This window comes from Paenibacillus methanolicus, assembly GCF_008124765.1.
Classification (GTDB): Bacteria; Bacillota; Bacilli; order Paenibacillales; family Paenibacillaceae; genus Paenibacillus_Z; species Paenibacillus_Z methanolicus.
Map to the genome: position 1 here is coordinate 650,640 of NZ_VNHS01000003.1, position 15,869 is coordinate 666,508.

The following is a 15,869-nucleotide window of genomic DNA, read 5'->3' on the forward strand; positions in this document are numbered from 1 at the left end:
CCCTAAGGCGGGTTGAACATAATAAAAGCATGGTACAGCTGACCGTGAGATGCTCATTAATCGATTGGAAGCGAGGTTCTAGCCGTGTATAAGGTACTGCTTGTTGATCCGAATCGACGTTCAAGAGAAGAAACCGACCAACTACTGGACTGGAAGCGTCTGGGCTTCGACATCCGAGCGTATGCGGACGATGCCTCGGAGGCGCTAGCGCTGCTGGCAAGCGAGCAGGTCTCCCTCGTTCTGATCAGTCTCAAGGCCGCGCATGCCGACGGGATGCGAACCTGCGAGCATATTCGCCAGAAGAGCACGGTCCCGATCATCCTCATTGGCGGCTCTGACGATTTCCATATGGTCAGGCGAGCTTTGGCCTTTCAAGTAAGCGATTACATTGCGGAACCGGTTCAAGCCGCGGATGTCACGGCAAGCCTGCTATGGGTGAAGAAGCAGCTGGATGACGCTTCTCCTCTGCAGCTATCCTTGAAAGCGCTGCCGAAGAGAGCTCCGGAAATGTCGATCATCGATATCGTCAAGCAATACGTACAAGAGCAGTTGAACCAGAACATTACGCTTAAGAAAATTTCGGCCCTTCTGCATTTCAATTGCGCCTACCTGGGCCAGAAATTCAAAGACCACGAGAACATGTCGTTCAACGAGTATCTCCTACAGCAGCGCATGGAGAAGGCCAAATTGCTGCTCGAGCAAACGGACATGCGCATCTACGAAATCGCAAGCGAAGTCGGTTATACCGAGATCGATTGGTTCTATAAGAAGTTCAAGGCGTACACCGGGGCGAGCGCGAACGAGTATCGGAAGCAGAGCTCGATTACGGCGTAATCCCGATCGTTGATCCATGGAAGATGAACAAGGCCATCCGGTGTCTCAGACAGGATGGCCTTGTTCTGTGATTTCATGTCGAGGCGCTTCAGTGAAGATAGTTCCTACCCGAACACTCACCTGTTAGACGCCGATTGAGGGTTCTGAAAGCTGAATGACCTTATCTAATTTACCAATTATATCTTTAGCATAGTTATCCCATTCTTTATGATCTGTATTGATTTCTAACGTAGGGATGGCCGATTGCTTAGAAACGATACGAAGTGCGGATTGCGTTGCTACAAGCTCATTTACTGCTGCTGAGATCTCCTCACTTTTCTTATTGACCCATTCTTCAGGTGTTCTACTCTGAATTCGTCGTTCGGCTGTTTCGGGGGATATTGTCAATAGAGCACACATGGCTCCGTAATTTACAAGCTCTTGTTCTAATGTTTCGATCTCATACAAGGATCTATCTGGATAGGCAACTCGATGATTTAAATGAAATCTCTCTAGGATAAAGAATATGCCACGGGCTCTCCGAGAAGCAGTGCCTATTTTGGTTGCCCACTCTGTTAACTGTCTTAAGATTGCTACTCTATCATTCAGAAGTTGAAGATGCTCTTCATAAGTCGATTTCACTAAAGTCCCACCAACATTATGCAGGACTTGAGAATAATGCTCGCTAAGAACAATCACACTACGCTCTGATAATTCATCTAGGGCCTGTATTTTCTTTAGTGCTTTCAACACCGATGTTTTTCCCGCATGTGAGAAGCCTTCTAAAATAATCCCTCGCATTTGTCCCAATTCATAACCACCTCAATATACGATCTGTAAACTCCATTGCGTAACGCGTTCATCATCCTAAAGGACAAACTCCGCGTATACTTCACCAGAAGGATGGGTATTCCCGGTCTCAACAAAACCTAGCGATGAATATAGATGTCTCGCAATCATGTTATCAGGTTTATAGGTAAGCTCAATAACCCTCGCTTTCCTGCGAGGAAATACTTGAGCATATTCGATAGCATTTATCATAGCTTCTTTGCCGTATCCTTTGCCTTGATAACGGCGATCGATCATCATTTTAAAAACTCCATAGCTGCTGTACTCGAAATTGCCATTTCCATCGTCATAATACATCATAATAAAGCCGACCATCATGTCTTCTTTATAAATCGCAAATGTAATAATGTCCTGACCCTCTTTTGAAGCAACATAAGCTTCCGCGAGTGTATGTTGGTTGGAGGAGATAAAGCGTTTCTGCTCCTCTGTAACCTGCACTTCGATACATTCAATAAAGTTGTCCCACGTTATTTCTCTAAATTCCATTGATCCATCCCCCCCCTGACAGATGCGAACCAATCTGCCTTAGAGTGTATAGCAATCGAACAACTACTAACAACCTTTCTGTTTATAGTAAGAAACAATCGAAAAGGAAAAAAAAAGGGCGGCAATGTGCACCTCCCTTTCGCGATCACTTAGCTATGGTTTAATTAGCTCCCCTATTATAGCTTTCCAGGAGTATGTCTATGGAGATCCCGTTGATTCTCAAGCCAGATATGTTACAATCCCGAATGTCAACATTGGAAAGGTTGCAATTCAGGAACGAAGTACCATTAAGTTCGCAACGTTCAAACGTATTTGCCTTCCCCTGTAAAGAAACATCATGGAAATGAGCACCTCCCATTTCACAGTTAGAAACTTCAATTTCCCACAAACCAACATCATCAAATTTCGCAAGGTGCATGTTGATATCATGAAAGACGGCCTTGCTCATGTTGATATTATCAAACTTGGAGTTTTCCAGATTGATATTGACAAAGTTCGCTTTAGACATATCTATATCGTCAAAGCCGCTTTCTTCCATGACGACACGACGGAATAGAGTTTCGGGCATTCTTTTGTCTTGAAAGATCTTCTTCCTAAATTCATCATTCAATTTGTTCCGGTTGAGGTTTTCATTCACCATGCTCAGCATCTCCTTTTTCAATAACGTTTTTGACCTGCGGAGTCTGCTCTCGACTGCTTCAACTGATAGGCCAAGGAAATCGCCAATTTCCCTTGCCTTGTAATCGTCGATGTAATAAAGAACGGTGACGATACGGTTTGCTTCGGATAAGGTGTTTAACGCATTCCAAACTTCATTGCGGAACTCTTTCTTCAGCAATGCGTCTTCGGTCGTCTCTAATTGCACAGCATCAATTGCTTCTGCTCGTTGATAAACAGCTTCATATTTGTTTGATCGGAACCAGTCCATGCACTCCCTTGCAGTCACAGAATAGATCCAACTTCTCAATTTTTCGGGTTCTTTCAAGTGTTCCAATTTCCTGAAGATCTTAACAAAGACCTCCTGGGCAACATCCTGTGCGGTGTGGAAATCACCTACCTTGCTGTATGCCACTCCGTACACGGCATTGGCATATTTCCCGATGAGTTCACTGAACGCATCGATGTCCCCGTTTCGCACCTTGGCCACCAGTTCCGAATCCGTGCTAGTCACATTTGCCCTCCTTTCGAGCAGTCTCCTCACATAGACGGAAGATGGGAGAAGAAACCGTCTTGTTTATCATACTTTTACGGGAATAACGCCTGCATCCGATTAACCATTGGAATTATTTGAACCCTTATCGTCCATATCCTGAAAGCCAAAAATCAGTCCACACCAACATTACCACATACTGGGGCCATTCTGTCCTTTACTTTAAAGCGAGAAAGGAGCAGCTGACGCGGCGGCGGCAAACTGCTCCTTGGTTTGGATCAAATTCATACATGATCGACATAATGAAAAATGGTGCCATAGTATTTCATGAACCTTTTATAGTCATCATTTCTTTTCATCACGATGATAGTCGGGAATGTATTCACTTTACGTTGCTTTAATTCGGCCAATAAATCCAACTGCTCGATGCAATGAAATTTCCCTTCTTCGTACCGCACAAGCATCGGCGGTGAATCGGCTAGATGCTCCGCAGTGCCATTTGAGAGGCTCCCCCCACTATCTACTCCATTAGGCTGAATGAGCCGCAGCGGAAACTTTACCACTCCGAAATATAGATATTCATCCTTCGTCAAAGCATCTAGTGTGGGAGCCGCTTTTCGGGTGAGCAGCAAATAACATTGAATCCATTCTTCGAGCATACCGACATTCGTATATTGAATGGCTGAACCTAGGGTCGGAGCATAGGTTACATGTTTTTCGATTTTCTTCGAATAGACGATTTTCTTAACGGAATCCAAGGATAAATAGTATTCGTCGGCAAGTTCCGAAATCGTAATTTTCGTATTTCATCCCATCACCATCTATAAGGCATATAATCGATCTTTCAGTTCACTGACGGATTTCATAATGGACGTGCAGGATTCCGTATCATCGATTGATGCATGCCAGCGCAAGGTATCAAGCCCCTTATAATAAGCCATGCATAGAAACCTTTCTTTATAATCGGGGATGATTAGCCCCCTTTTCTTGCAATACGCCGCCAACAGTTCGGGTATCTTCAAATAAGGCTTATTAAGATCCATGATGACGAAATCCAAAAGGAAATCACCTATACCGGATCTGCTCCAATCGGGGAATCCGACTATGGTCTTGCCGTCCGTGATCATATTGACGAAAAACGTGTTGTTATTCACCAAATAACGGTTATCTTCACAATATCGAATTCTGTTCTCCATTTCCTTATAGTATCGATCAAAAAATTCTCGCTCCAAAACCGTCGTATGAAACAATTCCGTCCAATTAAACCAATACCCCTCTTTATTTTCAGCAAAGGTATCGACCAGAAATTCCCTGCAGGTCTGATACTCTGTTCTACAATCTTCATTAAACTCGCCATAGCCCTCTACTCCGGTTATATCCGACGAACTGATTTCAAGAATCTTGTCAAAAAACAATTCGTAGCTGCCTGCAAATTCTTCAGGACTTAATTGATCCGCAACGAAACCATTGGGTGTCATGCTAACCTTTTCGGAAAGCATCGCTTTAATGAAATTGTCCTTCCCCATTTTTTGATCTCCTTTTCAATTGGCTATTTAGAACGTATCAGCTGCGCATCTGATATGGAAATCATAACATTGGATATGGGTGGGAAATAGGTCGTGAATATCTTAAGATAACTTTACACATATGACAGGGGAACCAAGTATAATACCTTTACCGCATCCCCTAGCAAATGACGGTACGCATGTTTGGAATTGGCATGGATTGCATAAACGACCTACGTTGAGGTCTTGCGAGGAGGAAGGCTCATGCATAAGGTACTGATTGTCGATGACGAAATTTTCGTACGCAAAGGCTTAGTCAATCTAATCGATTGGTCGTCGCTGCAATTTGAAATCTGCGGCGAAGCGGAGAACGGCGCGCAGGCGTTAACCCTTATCCAACATCTACTCCCCGATCTGGTCATTGTAGATATACGAATGCCCGTGCTTGACGGTCTGGAGCTCATCCGGCAGGTGAATGAAGCGGGAAGTCATCAGCCGATATTTATCATTTTAAGCGGATATCCGGATTTCTCGTATGCTCAGCAAGCCTTCCGTTACAAGGTGTCCGACTACATACTGAAGCCGGTCGATGAACAGGAGATGGTAGCGACCCTAAGAAGAATCGCGACTACGCTGAATCAGAAACAACTGTTATCGATGACAAGAGAGAAGCCGCTTGTCGAGATCATTATCGACAGCTTGGTCCAGGCCGAACCGGACGAGCAGGTGATGACGCAAATTGCGCACACGCTCGAGCTTCCTCTGACCTCCCCCTATACCTATGTCATTGCGGAAATACAGGACAAGCTCCCTCATCGGGAGATGGACTACATGCAGCCCTTGCAACATGTGCTCCAGCGATTTTTCCATCTCGAAGGGCAATCTCTGCTCATTCATGTACGCGCGTACAATCAATACGGATTTATCGTGCCGCCATCGTGGCAAGCCGAGCGATTCGGCTCTGCGCGGATGGGCTACGCGAAGCTGCTTCAAGGCTTGGAGAACCATTTATCAACGGAAGTCGCTTTGTTTGTCGGCCGTAAGGTCGATCAATTGAAGAAGATCGTTCATTCCCGCGCCAGCGCCGACGAATGCTTGAAATATCGGTTTGCCGCGGGTTTTGACGGCATCTTTATGGCGGCGGAGCTGTTAGAACTCCCCTTGTATTATTATGATGTCGACGAAGAACTGCACAGCAAGCTGCTTTATGAGGTTGAAGCCAATCATAAGGAAGGGTTTAGCGACGCGATTGATGCGATTTTCATGGCCTTTGAGGAACGGTATTTCACCCCCGGCGCGGTCGCGAATACCGTAAGGCGAAGCATGATTGCCACGATCAACATTATTCGGCAACTCGAAGGCAATGAAGAAGAGCTGGCATGGCTTACGGACCTGCTGAATTGGCAGACGAAATACCGTAACTTGGACCAGCTGAGGGTTGTGTTCATGAACTTCATCGAGGAGGCCGCCGAATATATCGCCAAGCAACGCGGGGAAAAAAGCAAAGGCAATATTGAAAAAGTGAAAAAATATATCGATGGCCACTTCAGGGAAAACATCTATCTGAAGGGCATTGCCGCCGAATTTCATATGAACCCGGTCTATCTTGGACAGCTGTTCCGCAAACATTACGGCATGTACTTCAATGAATACCTGTTGACGCTTCGCATCGAGGAGGCCAAACGGCTGCTGCGGCAAACGAAAAAACGCATGTACGAAATCGCGGAGCTGGTCGGCTTTCAGAACGCGGATTACTTCGCCACCCAATTCGAGAAGCTGGAGAACATGACGCCGTCGGATTATCGCAATAAAATGATCGATCCATCCTAAGGAGGCCCCTCTTGCTCAACTTTCGATTAGACCATTTGAAGCTCCGAAACAAGCTGATCGTCATCTACGTGATATGCGTCTTCCTGCCGATCGTGCTGACCAACGTGACGTTCTACCATGTGACGACGCTTAATGTCAAAAAACAGAAAACGGCGGATGCGGAACAAGCGATTACTTTACTGCAGTCCGAATTAGGAGCCCTGATCGACGATGCGGCGGGTATCTCTTATTTGTATTCGATCGACCATCAGCTGGGCGATCATCTGAATATCGACCATGCCTCCTACGATCGCTACGTAGAATCGCTAAACGGCGTATCCAATCTGTTCAATCGCGCGGAAAAAGAGTACAAAACGATTAGCTCCGTGACGATCATAAGCGACAATCCGACGATTCTGACGTCGAGTCATATTATCAAGCTGGAGGATGACATACGGGAGGCGGATTGGTATCGCCAAATCGCGAATTACAATAACGCGTTTCCGCATCTGTACGTGACGCACGAGCGCATCAGCGTCATTCAGAAGCTGACGGACCGCCGATACGCGGCCTATGACAATGTGGTCAAAATCGATTTGAATCAAAATTACGTCGAGCAAATATTCGATCTATCCGGCTTTGAAGGCGATATCTATTTGCTGGATCCATCCAACGAGGCGCGTTACGGCCGACTGGCAAGCGGTCGGCCCAGCGAGCTGATCGCCGCGGATCGGAAGCTCCATCTCGATGAGATACCGAAGCCGGATAAGGCCATTATCCTCGCCAAGCAATATCAGTCCAGCCGTTATCTGGGAGGCTGGAAGGTATACGGCGTCCTCGACGAAGCGAACATCCTGTATGATGTCAGGCAATCCGGCCGGTTTATCCTTTGGTTTGCGGGGATTAATTTCTTCGTGCCCACGATCGTCATCTTAATCTTCTCCCGCTCGATCCATACGCGCATTCAAGCGATTCTGAAACACATGAAATCCGTACGCGGCAATAACTTCGAACGCGTCCCCTATTATCAGGAACGGGATGAAGTCGGCCAATTAGCGGTGGAATTCAATCGGATGAGCGCGCGGATCGAAAACTTGATCAATGACGTGTATGTGTCCGAGATCCAGAAAAAAGAGCTCGAACTGCGGCAGCGGCAAGCCCAATTACACGCGCTCCACAGTCAGATCAACCCTCATTTTTTGTTTAATGCGCTTGAGACCATCCGGATGCGAAGTCTAATGAACGGCGAATCGCAGACGGCCAAGACGATTCAGAACATGGCGACCATCTTTCGAAAATCGATCATATGGAAGCGAAGCTTCGTCACGATTCGCGAGGAATTGGAATTGATCGAGTGCTTCTTGGAAATTCAAAAATATCGGTTCGACAGCAAGCTGGAGTTTCATATCGAGGTCGATCAATCCGTGATGGATATTGAAATTCCGAAGATGGCGTTTTTGCCGTTCGTGGAAAATGCAAGTATTCACGGGATCGAGAACATACCCGGCATCGGATACATTACGATTCAGATCGCGCAGGAGCAAGATCAGATTATCTTCCTCATATCGGACAATGGAAGCGGCATCGCGCAAGCGAATATCGACGAGCTTCACCGGTACATTCACGAGGAGGATGCCATGGGCGATTCCATCGGCATGAAAAATGTCATGACGCGTCTAAAAATCTACTATGGCGAATCGTTCAACTTCGCCATTGCCAGCGCTCCGAATAAAGGAACGCGAATCACGCTGCGTCTTCCCATTACCCGAACAGATTAAGCTCCCACCAACCAAGTTCTTAACTATTCAAAGACCAACCTAAGGTTTGCTATATAACAAACGGTTTCTTTTTCTTCTACAATGAAAGTGCTTACACAAGTTGAGAAAGAGAGGGGATTTGAAGTGCGCAACAAAAAGTGGCTTCCTACCAGCCTGGCCGTGGTAACGGCCGTATCACTCCTCCTTGCCGGTTGCTCGTCGAATAATGGCGAGGGAGCAAAGACCAACAACACGAACAGCAGCTCCGCGACCGACGAGAAGACCGAAGAGGTCAGCACAGACCCGGTCACCTTCAGTTATTTCGCATTCGGAACGAATAAAGACGTGCTTGCCAGCGAAACCACGATCGGCAAAATCCTCCAGGAGCAAACCGGCGTCGATTGGAAAATGGAGTTCGTCGCCGGAGACCCGACCACGAAAGCAGGCGTCATGATTGCCGGCGGCGCCTATCCGGATGTCATCTCGCCGGTAGGCGAACTTGCGATGCTCTTGGATGCCGAAGCCTTGATTCCGCTCAATGATCTGATCGAGAAGCATGGTCCTAACATCAAGCGCGTCTATGGCCCTTATATGGACAAGATCACGAATGAAGACGGCAACATCTATATCCTGCCTTTCACGGCCAACATCGGCGGCTACTTGACGGATCCGGATGCGGGCAGCAGCATCTGGATTCAACGCCGCGTGCTGAAGGAATTCGGCTACCCGAAAGTCAAGACGCTTGATCAATATTTTGAACTCATCGAGAAGTATCAAGCCAAATATCCGACCGTGGATGGCAAAGATACGATCGGCTACGCGACATTCGCCGGCGAACCGGGTCAATTCTATACGGTAACCAATGCCCCAATGCATCTAGCCGGTTATCCGAACGACGGTAATGTAATGGTCGATATGAAGACGCATGAAGCCAAGCTGTATCAGGGAACCGATTACGAGAAGCAATGGCTGCAGTCGTTATACGAGATGAACTTGAAAGGCTTGCTTGATCCGGAGAGCTTCACCGCGAACGGAGACCAATTCAAGGCCAAGCTGACTTCCGGCCGCGTGCTCGGATTCAGCGGCTACACCTGGCAGATCGGCGATGCCATCAACAACCTCAAGAAGGCCGGCAACGACGATCTGCGGTATGTATCCCTTCCGATCGTATTCGACGAGAGCATTACGGATGCCTACATGGACCCTCCTTCCTTCGTCAACAACCGCGGTCTCGGCATTAGCGTAAGCGCCAAGGATCCGGTTCGCATCATCAAATATTGGGATAACCTGCTGACGGATGAGAACCAGAAGCTTGTCCAATGGGGAGAAAAAGACGTCACCTACTCCGTGAACGAAAAAGGTCGTTATGTCATGAGCGACGAGCAATTAGCCAATCGCAACGATAACGAATACAAACGGAAGTACGGCTGGGCTTACTTCGATTATGAATGGCCGCGTTACGGCGACAACTCCGTGTACGAGGACGGTAATGCGCATCGCCCTTTCTCCCAGCCTGAAGTCGCGAACATCAATTATACGGATGGCGACCGGGCGCTGCTTGATGCATACGGTATCGCAACCTTCTCCGATTTCTTCGCCAAACCGGTGGAAAGACCATGGTATCCGGCTTGGAGTATCGAAAAGGAGCAAAATTCTCCCGAAGATATTTTCAATCAGAAAGCCGCGGATCTTCAGCAGAAGTATTATCCGAAGCTGGCGCTTGCCCCCGAAGGACAATTCGATTCCGTCTGGAATGACTATCTCAAAGAGTTCGGCAAACTGGATGCGGCCGGCTTCGAGGCGTTCATGACCGCCAAGGTGAAGGATCGAGTCGCAGGAAAGTGGTAAAAGACGGCTTCTAAATACGCGTAGAAAACCGGGAAAAGCGAGGCCATTCGCTTTTCCCGTCTAATTATGCTCGCGACAGATCAGGTATTGCCGGAAGGGAGACGGATCGAGTGGAGAAACAACCCGTGCAGCTGACAGGATCGACTTCTGACGATTCGCGCCTAGTCGCATTTTTCAAAGCCTTGTCCAAGCAGAAAATGTTAATGCTCATGTCGCTGCCTTTTCTTGCGTGGGTCATCGTGTTTAAATACGTTCCGCTCTGGGGCTGGACGATTGCTTTTCAGAAATACCGGCTGGGCCGAGATATTTTCGATCAGGCTTGGGTGGGCTGGGATAACTTTACCGCTTTGTTTCAGGAACAGCAGTTTTACCTCGTGTTGCGCAATACGCTCGTGATGAGCTCGATTAATCTCGTGCTGGGATTCGTGACGGCTATCGGATTGGCGCTTCTCCTGAATGAGCTCCGCAGAATCGCCTTCAAGCGGACGGTGCAGACGATCAGTTATTTGCCGCATTTCATTTCATGGGTCGTTGCCGCTAATATCGTCCAAACGGCGCTTGCGCCGGAGGGCATTATCAATGTATTGCTCCTCCAGTTCAACATGATCGATAAGCCCATATTGTGGCTGGGCGTCGGCGAATATTTCTGGGGCATTCTCGGCGTGACCGAAGTATGGAAGAACGTTGGTTTTAACACGATTATTTACTTGGCTGCCATTACGACCATTGATCCGACGCAGTACGAAGCCGCCCGCATCGACGGCGCGTCACGGTTACAACAAATGTGGCATATCACGCTTCCGGGCATGAAGCCCGTCATCGTCATCTTGCTCATCATGAACCTGGGCCACATCCTGGAGTCCGGTTTCGAGCCTCAGTATTTGCTTGGCAACGGCATGAATGTCGAATATTCGGAAAATCTTGACATATTCGTGTTGAAGTACGGGATCCAAATGAACAACTATGGATTGGCGACGGCAGCCGGCATGTTCAAAACGGTGGTCAGCTTCATCTTCCTGATCGTGGCCAACAACCTCGCCAAACGGCTTGGCGAAAGCAGATTGTACTAGTTGAAAGGCGGTGAAACGATGCTGAAAACGAATTCGACTCGATTCTCTTCCATTGGCGATCGAATATTCGACGCGGGCAATTATATCTTCATGATTATTTTGGTCTTCGTCACCTTGTATCCTTTCATTAATATGTTCGCCTTGTCGTTCAACGACGCCAACGACTCCATTCGCGGCGACATCTATTTTTGGCCGCGCGAATGGACGCTCCGCAACTATGCGTACGTGTTTAACGAATCGAACGTGTTCTACGCAACCTTCATTTCCGCGGCACGGACGATCGTCGGGACGGCCGTTTCCGTATTTTGCACGGCGATGCTGGCTTACGCGATCAGTCGTCCCGAATATAAATTGAAGAAATTCATTGCCATTACCTTCATCTTTACGATGTATTTCAGCGGCGGCTTGATTCCGAATTATCTGCTCATTAAAGAGCTCGGCATGCTGAACAGCTTCTGGGTCTACATTATTCCGGGCATCATCGGCGTGTTCAATATGATCGTCATTCGATCTTTCATCGAAGGCTTGCCGGAAGGCATTATGGAATCGGCCAAAATGGACGGCGCGGGCGATCTCACGACCTTTCTCCGCATCGTGCTTCCGCTGACCATGCCTGCGCTGGCGACCGTATCGCTGTTCGTGGCCGTCTATCAATGGAACTCCTGGTTCGACGTGTTCCTATACAACTCTTCCAGGCATGACCTCAGTACGCTGCAATACGAGCTGGTGAAGATCTTGTCCACGTCCGATACGGGCTCCTCGGCCGCCGACCAGTACGCCGACGCTCAAGGGAGCGCGGATATCGTAACGCCGACATCGGTTCGCGCGACGATGACGATCGTGGCGAGCTTGCCGATTATTATGGTCTATCCGTTTCTGCAGAAGTATTTCGTCAAGGGCATGATCGTCGGCGGCGTAAAAGGATAATCGATCAAGCGGATTCATACCGGAGGAGTGGAAATCAATCAAATGAAGAAACAAGGCGTAAATCCTTACTTGCCGTCCTGGGAGTATATCCCCGACGGCGAGCCCCATGTGTTCCAGGACCGCGTTTATGTATACGGATCGCATGACCGTTATAACGGGCATGTCTTCTGTCTGAACGATTACGTCTGCTGGTCGGCGCCCGCGAACGATCTGGCGGACTGGCGATATGAAGGCGTGATCTACGAGAAGACGGACGATCCGCTGAACCCGGACGGACGCATGTGTCTCTATGCCCCCGACGTCACCCTAGGACCGGACGGACGGTATTATCTGTACTATGTCCTGGATAAGGTGTCCGTCGTCTCGGTCGCCGTCTGCGATACGCCTGCAGGCAAGTATGAATTCTACGGATACGTGCAGTACGCCGACGGGACGCGACTGGGCGAGCGGGCAGGCGATCAGCCGCAATTCGATCCGGGCGTCTTGACGGAAGGCGACCTCACTTACCTGTATACCGGGTTCTGCGCGATCGGCGACAAGTCGCGCAAGGGCGCGATGGCCACCGTTATCGGGCCGGATATGCGGACGATCGTCGAAGAACCGGTGTTCATCATGCCCAGCGAGCCGTACAGCCAAGGATCCGGCTATGAAGGGCATGCGTTCTTCGAAGCGCCTTCCATCCGCAAGCGCGGCGATACGTATTATTTCGTCTATTCCTCCGTCGTCATGCATGAGCTGTGCTACGCGACCAGCAAGCATCCGACGAGAGGCTTGGAATACCGCGGCGTCATCGTAAGCAACAACGACATGCATATCGATTCGTACAAGCCGGCGAGCAAGCCCATGTATTATGGCGGCAACAATCACGGCGGCTTGGTGGAAGCAGACGGTCAATGGTACATCTTCTATCACCGTCATACGAACGGCACGAGCTTCAGCCGCCAGGGCTGCATCGAGCCGATCGCGATTCTGGAGGACGGTACCATACCGCAAGTCGAGATCACGACGAGCGGTCCGAACGGCGGCCCGCTCCTCGGCCGCGGCCGGTATCCGGCCTATCTAGCCTGCCACCTGTTCACGGAAACGGAAGAGAGTTACTCAGGCACGCACGGCGCGTGGATGGACGGCCGATTCCCGAAGATCACCCAAGACGGCAAGGACGGGGACGAAGAGATCGGTTATATCGCGAATATGCGGGATTCCGCAACGGCGGGGTTCAAGTACTTCCGATGCGAGGGCGTGAAGCGCGTGAAGATTGAAGTTCGCGGATATGCCCAAGGCCGCTTCGAGGTCAAGACGGCATGGGACGGACCCTCGCTTGGAGCAATTCCGGTCGAGTTCACGAATGTCTGGACGACGTACGAAGCCGACATCGCGGTTCCGGACGGCGTTCAAGCGTTATACTTCGCGTACAGAGGCATCGGCAACGCGAGTCTGGCGTCATTCGAGCTGGAATAGTCAATTTACCGATTGCTAAAAGCGTTGTATGCAAAGAAACGAATGGCAGCCTGACCTCGCGTCAGGCTGCCATTTTCGCGTCCCGTGTTCGACCCGCCTGAAAATCACACCAGAATAGGCCAAATAAGCGGATGAGCAATCATTCGCCTATTAGACCGAGATTAATTGGTGATACTACTGCGGCATCATAACGATTCCGCAGCCTGTAACATGAAGAAAAACTGATTATTAAAATGCGTTTCATTTACATAAATTCTCTCCAATATGCCCGCACACTTGTCAACGATTTCCTTGGTGAACTTTTTGGAATGGATGGCTTTCGTACAATAGATCCTTATTAACATCCAGTCATCAATAATTTGGTCCAACAACGAGTCCATTGTATTTTTCGCATTTCGATGATCCATGTTGTACTTATAGAGCGTATTTAACCTATATTTCTCCGAACATTTTCGGTAAATCGTACTGCTTAGCGTTTCTATAATCGTTTCGTTTGTTATCACGAATTCGAAATTTTTCGCCAACATCAAGATATTTTTCAAGCTTTCCGTTATTTCATTTTGATACCTGTACATATTCTCCACAAATTCATGGATGTTCGATCGCGCCAACTTCTTATTTAGCAAGCCATCCTGATCAGCGGGGGACTTTAGCGCATATTCCCAATAATAGTTTGGCATTTTGAGGTGTTCCACACTCATGCATCCATTCTTAAATTCCGAGAACGGTAAAGAATAGCGTCTGTATTCCGTAATATCATCAACCGTATAGATTTCCTTCTGGGTAAGATGAAAGCCATAAACTAAAACGGGATGCAGTCCATGTTGTTTGTTAAAATAAAATTCCCGCCCGCGTTGATAAAACAAATCAATAAAAATGGATATGGGATGACCATTCGAAATCGAGCTTATGATCTCATCTTGTAAGGCATCGATGTCAGGAGATTTTCTGCGAATCGAGATTCCCATTTTCGCAAGTAACGTATCCCCTTCTTCGAGATTCAACACTTCTAGCTTGAAATATCCTTTTGTTGTTATTTTTTGTTTATCGAATCGATAAATACTAACAACATTATTTAAAATCGGCAACGAATCTTTTTTGAAATAACCGGCAAGCGTTAAATACAAATTGTATTCACAATTAAAATAAGGAAAATTATGATGAGGAAACATTTTTTTCATCCCGTCGAATGGTTGAAAGTTATCCAGAGAAACCATTTCCTCCATAAATTTATCATCACCTCTTAACTAGGTTCATCATCCGGTATTGCCGCGTTCCCTCCTTCATCTCTTCATATTTCTTCGAGCCGGGCAATGCGATGAAATCGTTGATGTCTTCCATCTTCGTGCTCGCGTTGGCGTTGTTCGCGATCCCTTGCGCGCCCGTACGCTGCTCGGCGTTCTCGTCGCACGATAGAAGGACATTCGAGGTCACATCCTGATTGCGGATCACGGACAAGCCCGCTTCCTCTAACAGCCTCACGTTCTGTACGACTTCTTCTTCCAGCATCAGCTCCGTATACAGGAATACGCCGCCATGTCTCAAGATCCGGTACACCTCTTGATAGAATCGCGCTCGATTCGGATAGGCATGCGCGGATTCGATATTCAACACGACATCGAAACTCTCGTCCGCGAACGGAATATTTTCGGCGTCGCCGACGAGATAGGAAGCTTCCGTCAACCTGGATTTGGCACTGCAATACGCGATATTCGCCGGGCAGATGTCTAGACCGACCATGGAGAGCGGCTTGAAATATTTATGCAAAGCCGCTATATTCCCTCCCCTGCCGCATCCGATGTCGATAACGTCTCGCTCCCGGATCGCCGTCCCGCCCACTACCTCGAGCAGCAGCTTGACTGAATTTCGATTCCATACCTCGTCGGGTTCGATCGCCGCATGCTGCTCATTCCCTGTCGGGACGTAACCATAGTTTAAAAATGTCGCGAACCGGCCGATGCCGGAAAGCGCAAGGGAATTCGAAATCTCGGCATAATCCCGAATCTCGCCCGCTTTACGATCCCAATCGGAAGGGCGGTCAACCTGCTCGCGCCGGTCGAGCATCGATACATAACGATGCTCGATCGTATACGCCGCTTGGCAGCGGCGGCATTGCAGAGCGGTATCCGATTGGGCCAGCTCGCCCTTACAGCCGGAGCATACCAACCTTGCATGCAGATGCTGTACCATGACTACC

The 15,869-nt window shown here is 48.4% G+C and carries 14 protein-coding genes; 7 read left to right on the forward strand and 7 right to left on the reverse strand.

What is annotated here, in order from left to right; translation table 11 throughout:
- The first annotated feature begins 84 nt into the window (after window positions 1–84).
- Window positions 85–834, forward strand: a complete 750-nt coding sequence (locus BCM02_RS11320) for a helix-turn-helix domain-containing protein (protein WP_148929157.1) — start codon at window positions 85–87, stop codon at window positions 832–834.
- A gap of 123 nt (window positions 835–957) precedes the next feature.
- Here BCM02_RS11320 and BCM02_RS11325 read toward each other — a convergent pair whose 3' ends face one another.
- The 5 genes from BCM02_RS11325 to BCM02_RS11345 all read right to left on the reverse strand — a co-directional run bounded on the left by BCM02_RS11325 (window position 958) and on the right by BCM02_RS11345 (window position 4,824).
- Window positions 958–1,614 (reverse strand): hypothetical protein, encoded by a 657-nt coding sequence (locus tag BCM02_RS11325; protein ID WP_148929269.1) that lies wholly within the window; start codon window positions 1,612–1,614, stop codon window positions 958–960.
- A 66-nt stretch (window positions 1,615–1,680) separates the two neighbouring features.
- Entirely contained in the window at window positions 1,681–2,148 is a 468-nt protein-coding gene (locus tag BCM02_RS11330; RefSeq protein ID WP_148929158.1) for a GNAT family N-acetyltransferase, read from the reverse strand.
- A 160-nt stretch (window positions 2,149–2,308) separates the two neighbouring features.
- A complete protein-coding gene (locus tag BCM02_RS11335; protein ID WP_187434155.1) occupies window positions 2,309–3,319 on the reverse strand; it encodes a sigma-70 family RNA polymerase sigma factor in 1,011 nt (336 codons plus the stop codon).
- A gap of 263 nt (window positions 3,320–3,582) precedes the next feature.
- The gene (locus BCM02_RS11340) at window positions 3,583–4,056 is read right to left on the reverse strand and encodes a hypothetical protein (RefSeq protein ID WP_148929160.1); all 474 of its coding nucleotides are present in this window, start codon (window positions 4,054–4,056) and stop codon (window positions 3,583–3,585) included.
- A gap of 63 nt (window positions 4,057–4,119) precedes the next feature.
- Window positions 4,120–4,824 (reverse strand): phosphotransferase family protein, encoded by a 705-nt coding sequence (locus BCM02_RS11345; RefSeq protein WP_148929161.1) that lies wholly within the window; start codon window positions 4,822–4,824, stop codon window positions 4,120–4,122.
- A gap of 243 nt (window positions 4,825–5,067) precedes the next feature.
- On the opposite strand from BCM02_RS11345, the gene BCM02_RS11350 reads away from it, so the two are divergent.
- The 6 genes from BCM02_RS11350 to BCM02_RS11375 all read left to right on the forward strand — a co-directional run bounded on the left by BCM02_RS11350 (window position 5,068) and on the right by BCM02_RS11375 (window position 13,672).
- The gene (locus BCM02_RS11350; RefSeq protein WP_148929162.1) at window positions 5,068–6,633 is read left to right on the forward strand and encodes a response regulator transcription factor; all 1,566 of its coding nucleotides are present in this window, start codon (window positions 5,068–5,070) and stop codon (window positions 6,631–6,633) included.
- A gap of 11 nt (window positions 6,634–6,644) precedes the next feature.
- On the forward strand, window positions 6,645–8,390 hold the full coding sequence (locus tag BCM02_RS11355; protein WP_148929163.1) for a sensor histidine kinase: 1,746 nt from the start codon (window positions 6,645–6,647) through the stop codon (window positions 8,388–8,390).
- Between the two features lie 123 nt (window positions 8,391–8,513).
- A complete protein-coding gene (locus tag BCM02_RS11360; protein WP_246183327.1) occupies window positions 8,514–10,217 on the forward strand; it encodes an ABC transporter substrate-binding protein in 1,704 nt (567 codons plus the stop codon).
- A gap of 110 nt (window positions 10,218–10,327) precedes the next feature.
- Window positions 10,328–11,287 carry an ABC transporter permease gene (locus BCM02_RS11365; RefSeq protein ID WP_246183328.1) on the forward strand — a complete coding sequence of 320 codons (960 nt, stop codon included), beginning with the start codon at window positions 10,328–10,330 and terminating at the stop codon, window positions 11,285–11,287.
- Window positions 11,288–11,305: 18 nt separating this feature from the next.
- Window positions 11,306–12,214 carry a carbohydrate ABC transporter permease gene (locus BCM02_RS11370; protein ID WP_148929165.1) on the forward strand — a complete coding sequence of 303 codons (909 nt, stop codon included), beginning with the start codon at window positions 11,306–11,308 and terminating at the stop codon, window positions 12,212–12,214.
- 42 nt (window positions 12,215–12,256) lie between these two features.
- Complete coding sequence (locus tag BCM02_RS11375; RefSeq protein WP_148929166.1) at window positions 12,257–13,672, forward strand: family 43 glycosylhydrolase; 1,416 nt, start codon at window positions 12,257–12,259, stop codon at window positions 13,670–13,672.
- Between the two features lie 185 nt (window positions 13,673–13,857).
- Here BCM02_RS11375 and BCM02_RS11380 read toward each other — a convergent pair whose 3' ends face one another.
- Window positions 13,858–14,898 (reverse strand): hypothetical protein, encoded by a 1,041-nt coding sequence (locus BCM02_RS11380; protein ID WP_148929167.1) that lies wholly within the window; start codon window positions 14,896–14,898, stop codon window positions 13,858–13,860.
- A gap of 10 nt (window positions 14,899–14,908) precedes the next feature.
- Window positions 14,909–15,862 (reverse strand): class I SAM-dependent methyltransferase, encoded by a 954-nt coding sequence (locus BCM02_RS11385; protein ID WP_187434156.1) that lies wholly within the window; start codon window positions 15,860–15,862, stop codon window positions 14,909–14,911.
- Window positions 15,863–15,869 lie beyond the last annotated feature (7 nt).